This window comes from Paracraurococcus ruber (assembly GCF_004353985.1).
GTDB classification, from domain to species: Bacteria; Pseudomonadota; Alphaproteobacteria; order Acetobacterales; family Acetobacteraceae; genus Paracraurococcus; species Paracraurococcus ruber.
Map to the genome: position 1 here is coordinate 25,012 of NZ_SMOA01000052.1, position 8,529 is coordinate 33,540.

7 protein-coding genes and 1 pseudogene are annotated in these 8,529 nt (G+C 71.6%); 3 read left to right on the forward strand and 5 right to left on the reverse strand.

Annotated elements, in window-relative coordinates; translation table 11 throughout:
* The gene (locus E2C05_RS12245) at nt 1–996 is read left to right on the forward strand and encodes an isopenicillin N synthase family dioxygenase (protein WP_133219921.1); all 996 of its coding nucleotides are present in this window, start codon (nt 1–3) and stop codon (nt 994–996) included.
* Nucleotides 997–1,071: 75 nt separating this feature from the next.
* Here E2C05_RS12245 and E2C05_RS12250 read toward each other — a convergent pair whose 3' ends face one another.
* The 4 genes from E2C05_RS12250 to E2C05_RS12265 all read right to left on the reverse strand — a co-directional run bounded on the left by E2C05_RS12250 (nt 1,072) and on the right by E2C05_RS12265 (nt 5,922).
* Nucleotides 1,072–1,806, reverse strand: a complete 735-nt coding sequence (locus tag E2C05_RS12250) for an ABC transporter ATP-binding protein (RefSeq protein ID WP_133219922.1) — start codon at nt 1,804–1,806, stop codon at nt 1,072–1,074.
* Nucleotides 1,803–3,656 carry a branched-chain amino acid ABC transporter ATP-binding protein/permease gene (locus E2C05_RS12255; RefSeq protein ID WP_133219923.1) on the reverse strand — a complete coding sequence of 618 codons (1,854 nt, stop codon included), beginning with the start codon at nt 3,654–3,656 and terminating at the stop codon, nt 1,803–1,805. Before E2C05_RS12255 ends, E2C05_RS12250 begins: the two co-directional genes overlap by 4 nt.
* Nucleotides 3,653–4,528, reverse strand: a complete 876-nt coding sequence (locus E2C05_RS12260; RefSeq protein ID WP_133219924.1) for a branched-chain amino acid ABC transporter permease — start codon at nt 4,526–4,528, stop codon at nt 3,653–3,655. The genes E2C05_RS12255 and E2C05_RS12260 overlap by 4 nt, the downstream gene beginning before the upstream one ends.
* A gap of 179 nt (nt 4,529–4,707) precedes the next feature.
* The gene (locus tag E2C05_RS12265) at nt 4,708–5,922 is read right to left on the reverse strand and encodes an ABC transporter substrate-binding protein (RefSeq protein ID WP_133219925.1); all 1,215 of its coding nucleotides are present in this window, start codon (nt 5,920–5,922) and stop codon (nt 4,708–4,710) included.
* Nucleotides 5,923–6,068: 146 nt separating this feature from the next.
* Between E2C05_RS12265 and E2C05_RS12270 the strand changes: the two genes are divergently transcribed.
* Nucleotides 6,069–6,653 (forward strand): peptide deformylase, encoded by a 585-nt coding sequence (locus E2C05_RS12270; protein ID WP_133219926.1) that lies wholly within the window; start codon nt 6,069–6,071, stop codon nt 6,651–6,653.
* Between the two features lie 120 nt (nt 6,654–6,773).
* Here the strand turns inward: E2C05_RS12270 and E2C05_RS12275 are convergent, their stop codons facing one another.
* Nucleotides 6,774–8,018, reverse strand: coding sequence for a Zn-dependent hydrolase (locus tag E2C05_RS12275; RefSeq protein ID WP_133219927.1), 1,245 nt, complete (start codon nt 8,016–8,018; stop codon nt 6,774–6,776).
* 231 nt (nt 8,019–8,249) lie between these two features.
* Here E2C05_RS12275 and E2C05_RS12280 point away from each other — a divergent pair.
* Nucleotides 8,250–8,529, forward strand: a pseudogene (locus E2C05_RS12280) (hypothetical protein); the annotation flags it as partial.

Consider the following 8,529-nt stretch of genomic DNA (forward strand, 5'->3'; position numbering starts at 1 on the left):
ATGCTGCTCGAAGTACCGGTCATCGACGTCGCGCCCTTCCATGCCGGCGACGCCGCCACCAAGCGCGCCATCGCCGCGCAGGTGGGCCGCGCGGTGAACGACATCGGCTTCCTCGTCATCACCGGCCATGGCGTAGATCCCAACCTGATTGCCCGGGTGCAGGCCGCGTCCAACGCCTTCTTCGACCTGCCCGAACCCGACAAGCTGGCGGTGCTGCGCCCGGCGCCGGACATCACGCGCGGCTATATCCCGCTGGAAGCCGAGAGCGTCGGCCGCAGCCAGGGCCTGGACGTGCCGGGCGACCTGAACGAGAGCCTGATGATCGGGCCGGTCGATGTGCCGCCGGGCGACCCGTATTTCTTCGGGCCGGCGGCGGGCAAGCATTTCCACCCCAACCTCTGGCCCGCGCGGCCGGCGGACCTGCAGCCGCTCTACGAAGCCTATTTCCGCGCCATGGGCAGCCTCGCGGAGGACCTGATGGCGATGTTCGCCCTGGCCCTCGACCTGCCGGAGACCTTCTTCGCCGACAAGATCGACCGCCACATCAGCCGGCTGCGCGTGCGCAACTACCCCGCGCCCCTGGTGCCGCCGAAGCCCGGCCAGCTGCGCGCCGGGGCGCATTGCGACTACGGCTCGCTCACCATCCTGCGGGCGGAGGACAAGCCGGGCGGGCTGCAGGTGCTGAACCGCGCCGAGCAATGGGTGGACGTGCCGATCGCGCCGGACAGCTACATCGTTAATATCGGGGAGCTGATGGCGCGCTGGACCAATGGCCGCTGGAAGGCGACACTGCACCGCGTGGTGAACCCGCCGATGGACCAAGCTGCCGCCTCGCGCCGCCTGTCGCTGGTGTTCTTCCACAACCCGAATTACGACGCGCCGGTGGCGGCGCTGCCTGGGACGGTGGCGGAGGGCGAGGCGCCGCTCTTTCCGCCGACCACCAGTGGAGACCATCTGCGGGCGCAGTTCGTCAGGACGCAGGTGCAGGCCGCCTGACCAGCGCCTTGGGAGGGGCGCCGCCCCTCCCAAACCCACCCCGCCAAGGGCCGAAAGGCCCCTGGACCCCTCGGGTCAGGCCGCCTTGCGGCGGCCGAGATAGGCGTCCAGCACGCGCGGGTCGTTGGCCAACTCGCGCGAAGCGCCGTCGAACAGCATCCGGCCGTTCTCCATCACATAGGTACGGTCGGTGACCGACAGCGCATAGGACGCCATCTGCTCCACCAACAGGATGGACAGGCCTTCCTTGTTCAACTGCGCCAGCACCGGGAAGAGCATGTCGAGAATGACGGGGGCGAGGCCGAGCGACAATTCGTCGATCACCAGCAGCCGCGGGCGGGACAGCAAGCCGCGCGCGATCGCCAGCATCTGCTGCTCCCCGCCCGACAGCGTGCCGGCTTCCTGCGCCAGCCTCTCCTTCAGCCGCGGGAACAGCGTCAGCATCCGATCCTCATCGGCCGCCACGCCCTGCGGGTCGCTGCGCAGCCGGCTGTAGCCGCCCAGCAGCAGGTTCTCCCGCACCGTCTGGTCGGCGAAGATCATCCGCCCTTCGGGCACCATCGCCAGGCCGCGCGCCACCATGCGGTGGCTGGGCTGGCCGGTGGTGTCCTCCCCGCCGAAGGCCACGCGGCCGCCCGCGGGTGACAGCACGCCGGCGATGGCGCGCATCAGGCTGCTCTTCCCCGCGCCGTTCGAGCCGATGACGCCCACGAATTCGCCAGCGCCGACATGCAGGTCCACGCCCCGCACCGCCTCGATCCGGCCATAGGAGACGCGGATGCCCTCCGCCTGCAGCAATGGCGCGCTCATTGGGCCGGCACCGTGGCCTGGGCGGCGGGCGCGCCATGGCCGAAATAGGCCTCGATCACCGCGCGGTCGTCCTGCACCTGCTCGGGCGGGCCGTCGGCGATCACCTCGCCATGGTCCAGCACGGTCACGCGGTCCGACACGGCCATGATCATCTCCACATGGTGCTCCACCAGGATCACCGTCATCCCGCGCGCCGCCAGGCCGCGGATCAGCGCGACCAGGTCCTCGATCTCGCCATGGGTCAGGCCGGCCGCCGGTTCGTCGAGCAGCAGCAGCTTGGGCCGCAGCGCCAGCGCGCGGGCGATCTCCAGCCGGCGCTGATGGCCGAAGGGCAGGTTGCGCGCCTGCTCCCCGGCGAAGTCGGTCAGCCCCACCACCTCCAGCAGCAGCCGCGCCTCGGCCAGCCTCTCCCGCTCCTCCCGCAGGAAGCGCGGCAGGCGCAGCAGCGTCTCAGCCAGGGTGGCCTGGTAGCGGATGTGGCAGCCGACCAGCACATTCTCCAGCACCGTCATGCGACCGAACAGCTCGGTATTCTGGAAGCTGCGCGCGACGCCGAGCCGCGCCAGGACATGCGGCGGCTGGTCCTTCACCGCCTGGCCGAACAAGGTCACCGTGCCGGCGCTGGCGCGGTAGAAGCCGGAGACGACGTTCAGCAGGCTGGACTTGCCGGCGCCGTTCGGGCCGATCAGGGCATGGACCGTGCCCGACCGCACCTCCATGTCCACCATGTTCACCGCCGTCAGCCCGCCGAAGCGCAGCGTCAGGTCGCGAGTGATCAGGGTGGCCTGGCCAGGCTCGTCGCGGTCCTGCGTCAGGGCGTCGAAGCCCGGGACGAAATGCGGCCAGGCGCCGGTCTGCCGCTCCTGCGCGCCCCGCCCAGCCAGCTTAGCGCGCAGCCGGGCCAGGCCGCCGACGATCCCTTCCGGCATCAGGAACAGCACCAGCGCCAGCAGGGCCCCATAGGCGAAGGTCTGCCATTCTTGCAGCCCCTGCAGCGCCTGGGACGCCGCGAACAGCACCGCCGTGCCCACCACCGGCCCGGCCAGCGTGCCGCTGCCACCCAGGATGGTCATCAGCAGCAATTCGATGGAGGCGCTGAATGTGAAGGTCTCGTAGTTCACGAACAGCGCCAGGTTGGCGAACAGCCCGCCGCCCAGCCCCGCCAGCCCGGCCGAAATCGCAAACGCCAAGGTCCGCGTGGCGGTGACGTTGATGCCCAGCGCGCGGGCGGCATTCTCCGATTCCGCCGTCGCGCGCATCGCCCGGCCGTAGCGGCTGCGTGCCAGCGCCCATTGCACCCAGAGCGCGAGCATGAGGCAGACGGCGATCAGGTAGTAGTAGTTGAAGCCGGCAGCGCGCGTCGCCATCAGCCGCTCGCCGAACAGGGTCGGGCGCGGGATGCTGGCGAGGCCGGAGGCGCCGCCCGTGAAGGACACCCATTCGCGCAGCACATTCACGAAGACGAAGCCGAAGGCGATGGTGATCACCGTCAGGTACAGCGCCCGCACCCGCACCGTGGGGAAGGCCAGCACCGCGCCCATCAGCGCCGGCACCAGCACCGACGCGGCGAGGCAGGCGGCGAAGGGCCAGTCGGCCCGCAACGCCAGCAGCGCCGCGGCATGCGCCCCCAGCCCCATCAGCGCCGCCTGGCCGAGCGAGACGAGGCCGGCGAAGCCCACCAGGATGTTCAGCCCGATGACGACGATGCCAAGGATCATCGCCCGCATCACCAGGCGAAGCTCGTAGCTGGTGGGGAAGCGGGTATCCAGCAGGTCGCCGAGATAGGGGAAGATGCCGATCGCCAGCGCCAGCAGGGCGGCCGCGATCCAGCCTCCGGTGCGCGCGATCATACCTTCTTGAACTCCGCCTTGCCGAACAGGCCCTGGGGAAACAGCAGGAGCAGCAGCACCATCAGCGAGAAGCCGATGGCGTCGCGCGCCGCGGTGGAGAGATAGGCCTCGATGAATTTCTCCGACACGCCGTAGAGCACGCCGGCGATGACCACGCCGCGGGCATTGGCGATGCCGGCGATGATCGCGACCAGGAAGCCCTTCAGCCCGATGATGGCGCCCATCGTGGCGCTGGCTTGGATCACCGGCCCGATCAGCACGCCGGACAGGGCGCCCAGCAGGCCCGCCAGGCCGAAGGACAGCAGCGTCATCCGGTCGGCATCGATCCCGACCAGGCCGGCGGCGGTGCGGTTGTAGGCCACCGCGCGCATGGCGCGGCCGGTGATGGTGCGGCGATAGAAGAACTCCAGCCCCACCGCCACGACCAGCAGCGCCACGGGCAGCAGCAATTCCTGCGGGTAGATGCCGCTGCCGCCGATGCGCAGCGGCGCCTCCACCAGCGGCGTCTCCAGCCGGCGGGGATTGGACCCGAACAGGGCGGTGGTCGCGCTCTCGATCATGGTGCCGACCGCGATGGTGGTCAGCATCCAGCCGATGGCATTGGCCTCGCGGTTGAAGGGCCGGACGAAGCCGCGCTCGATGGCGGCCGCCAGCAGCGCCGCGGCGGCGACCGCGCCCAGGCAGGCCGGCAGCAGAGGCACGCCGACATCCATCAGGACCACGGTCAGCACCGCGCCCAGCATGACGATGTCGCCGAAGTTGAAATTCACCGCCTTGGCGGCGGACCACATGACGTAGAAGCCCAGGCCCACCATGGCGTAGACGCTGCCCACCGAAAGCCCGGTCAGCAGGTATTGCAGGATCGCTTCCACCGCTCGGCTCCCGGTGTTCCGGTTCGGCGGGGCCATCCGGCCCCGCCCTTTCGCAGGCCACCGCGGCAGGCGGCCGGGCGCCCGTCGCGGCGGGCTCGCGTCACGCTGAAGGCGTACCGCCCGAGCGCCGCCGGGCTGCCGAAGGCAGTGGCGACGAAGCCCGGCGACGGATCAGCGCGTCAGTTCCGCATGCCGTAGGGCGTCGCCTCGATCGGCATCAGCATGCCGTTGTGGAAGGCCTGCAGCTTGTAGTGCTCGGCCAGGATGGCGTCGTGGCGTTCCTGGTTGCCCTTGATGAAGGCGGGGCGGTAGTCGGCGATCAGCCCGGTGTAGTTCACCCGGTAGAAGGCATCGCGCAGCCGCGTCCGGTCATAGGCGCCGGCGATCTTCAGCGCCTCGGCCAGCATGTGCACCGCGTCCCAGGCATTCGCCATGGCGGAAGGCTGTTCCATGTCGGCCGTGGTGCGGATGCGGTCGGGGAACTTCGCCTTCATGGCATCGAAGGCGGCCTGCGCCTCGGGCGACAGCGGGCCGTTCCAGTTGAAGGTGCCGGCCACCATGATGCCCTCGGCCAGCGGGCCGACGGCGCGGGCGAAGGCGGTGGTCAGGCCCCAGGCGGACACGATCTTCGGCCGGTAGCCGATGCGGTCCATGGACCGCAGCATGTTCGCGCTTTCCCGGTCGACGGCCCAGAGGACGATGGTGTCGACGCCGGCATCGCGCAGCCGGATCATCTGCGCCGACATGTCCTGGTCGCCGATGTTGAAGGTCTCCCGCCCCGCCAGCGTCACGCCGGCGCGGCGCGCCGCCGCCTCGATATCGGGCAGCGCGCCCTGGCCCCAGGCAGTGCCTTCATAGACGAAGCCGATCTTGCCGCTGGCCGAGCGCGCCTTGGCCTGGTCGATCAGGTAGCCGGTGACCCAGCGATCCTTCATTGAGACGCGGAACATCCACTCGTTCTTGCCGTTCGGATGCTCGATCACCGCGGTCCCGGCGCTGATGGCGCCGATCCAGGGCAGGCCCATCTCGGCCAGCGGCTCGCGCAGGGCGATGGCGTTCGGCGTGCGGGCGCCGCCGAACATCACCACGCAATTGTCGCGTTCGCCGATGCGGCGGGCATTGTCCACGGCGCGGGCGGGTTCGCCGACATCGTCGTAGATCACCAGCCGCAGCGGGCGGCCTAGCACGCCGCCGGCGGCGTTGATCTTCTCGAGCGCCGTCTCCAGCGTGATGCGCAGCATCAGCCCCTGGTTGGCCAGCGGCCCGGTCACCTCCATGGAGATGCCGATGCAGGGTTCCGCGCGCTGCGCCGCGGCGGGCAGCGCCACCGCGCCCGCGACGGCGGCGGCCATCGCCGTCCGTCGTGCTAACACCGTCCAAAGCCTGCCTGCCATGCTCGATCCTCCGCGTGGGGCGATCCGCGGCGGGAACGCCCGGGTGACAACGAAGTCATCTGCGGAGTGTTAAGCAATCATCGTGCCAGCTCTTGGGCCGGCGGGCCGGGGGGTGCGGCGGGCGGGCGGCGGCGTATACTCCGGCCATGGCCGTCCTGAAGATCGCCCGCATGGGCCACCCCGTCCTGCTCGAGCGCTGCCGTCCCGTCGCCGATCCTGGCGCGCCTGCGATCCGCCAGCTGGTGCGGGACATGGTCGACACCATGGAGGATGCGCCGGGCGCCGGCCTCGCCGCGCCGCAGGTGCATGTGCCGCTGCGGCTGTTTGTCTTCCGCGTGCTGCCGGACCGCAGCACGGGCGCCCCGGGCGATGCCGTGGTCGGCAACACGGTGGTGATCAACCCGGTGGTGGAGCCGGTCGGCGAGGAGCGGCAGCTCCGCTGGGAAGGCTGCCTCTCGATCCCCGGGCTGCGGGCGGCGGTGCCCCGCTGGCAGCGGATCCGCTATGCCGGCGTCGATTGCGACGGCAATCCGGTATCGGCCGAGGTCAGCGGCTTCCATGCCGGCGTCGTCCAGCATGAATACGACCACCTCGACGGCATCCTCTACCCGATGCGCATGACCGATTTCGGCCGCATGGGCTTCACCGAGGAGATCGCCCGCGCCGGGGAGCTGGCGGCGCGGATGCCGGCGATCCACGCCGCCTGGGACCGCTTCGCCACCCCCGGCTGAGGCGCGGCGCTCGCCGCCGGGGCGGGCTGCCTGCGCTGCCGCTCATGCCACGGATGCCGGGCAAGGGTCGCAGGCCATCGCCCCATGGCCGGGGTAGCGCGCCCGGGACGCGAGCCCGCGCTACAGCGGCCGGTTGGCCCGCGCCAGCACCGCCTCGAACAGCACCTGGCAGCCGGCCGCGGCCTCCTCGGGCTCGATGCTCTCCGCCTCGTTGTGGGACAGCCCGTCCTTGCAGGGCGTGAAGATCATCGCCGTCGGCACGCTGCGCGCGACATAGACCGCGTCATGCCCGGCGCCGGAGACGATCTCCCGCGCCGGCAGGCCCAGCCGCGCCGCCGCCTGCCGCACCAGGTCGACGCAGCCGGGGTCGAAGGGCTGCGCCGGCAGGCGGAACAGCTCGGTCAGCTGCAGCGGCGTGCCGGCGGCATCGGCGACCGCCGCCGCCGCGCGCGGAAATTCCCCGGCCAGCCGCTCGATCTCGGCGAAGTCGGGGTGGCGGAACTCGACGCTGAAGCGCACCTCCCCCGGCACCACGTTGCGGCTGTTCGGCAGGACGTGCAGCTGCCCGACCGTGCCGCGGCCATCCTCGCCGCGGGCGCGCATCAGCCGGTCCACCAGGTCGATGATGCGCGCCGCCGTCACCAGCGCGTCGCGCCGGGCCGAAGGCGGCGTGGTGCCGGCATGCGCGTCCTGCCCCGTCACCGCCGCGTCGTACCAGACCTGCGCCTGCGCGCCGGTGACGATGCCGATCTGCCTCCCCTCCCGCTCCAGGATCGGGCCCTGCTCGATATGCAGCTCGAAATAGGCGTCCGCCGGGAAGGGCTTCGCGGGGTGGCTGCCCTTGTAGCCGATGCCGGTCAGCGCCTGCTCGACGGTGATGCCCTCCACGTCCTTCAGGCCATAGACCTTGTCCAGCGGATAGACGCCGGCCCAGGCGCCGCTGCCCATCAGGCTGTGGCCGAAGCGGCTGCCTTCCTCGTCGGTCCAGTTCACCAGCTCGACCGGCGCCTCGGTGGTGATGCCCAGGTCGTTCAGCGTGCGCATCACCTCGAGCCCGGCGATGACGCCGAGCGCGCCGTCGAATTTCCCGCCCGAGGGCTGGCTGTCCAGGTGGCTGCCCAGCAGCACCGGCAGGCGGCCGGGGTCGCGGCCTTCCCGCCGGGCGAACATGTTGCCGATGGCGTCCACCCGCACCGTCAGGCCCAGGGACTCGCACCAGGTGCGGAAGCGGTCGCGGCCCTGGCGGTCCACCTCGGTCAGGGTCAGGCGCTTCACGCCGCCCTTCGGCGTCGCGCCGATCTCCGCCATGGCCATCAGGCTGTCCCAAAGCCGCTTGCCGTCGATGCGCTGGTTGGTCCCGCTCATGCCTCGTCCTCCGCCAGGCGCCGCCTGTAGCAGGCGGGCGGCGCACTGTCCCGCGGGGCAGGACCAGCGGCCGGGGGCGCGGCCTTAAGGCTTCGCTCAGGGGTCGGATGGGAAGCTGCGCCGCGCCGCGCCTTCTCGGCGGGCTATCGCGACAGGACGTCCGATGCGCTCCTCCTTCCCCGTCTTCCCTGCCACCGCAGGCCGGCCCATGCCGGCCGGGAGCCCGCGCGCATGACCGCACCGCGTGGCATGCTGCTGCTCCTGGCGCTCGTGCTGGCGGGCAGCGCCGCCGCCGCCGGCAGCCTCGCCACCCTGCTGGCGCTGCGCGGGGCGTCGCCGGCCACCGCGCCGCTGGCCCAGGCGGCCACGCCCGGCTGCGGGGCAGCCCTGCTGGCGATGCCAGCCACCGATCCGCAGGCGGTACTGGCCGCCGCGCTCGGCCAGCCGCCGGCGCCGGCCCTGCCGGATCTCGGCCTGCCGGCCCTGCCCGCCGCCCCCGTCGCCGCGGCCC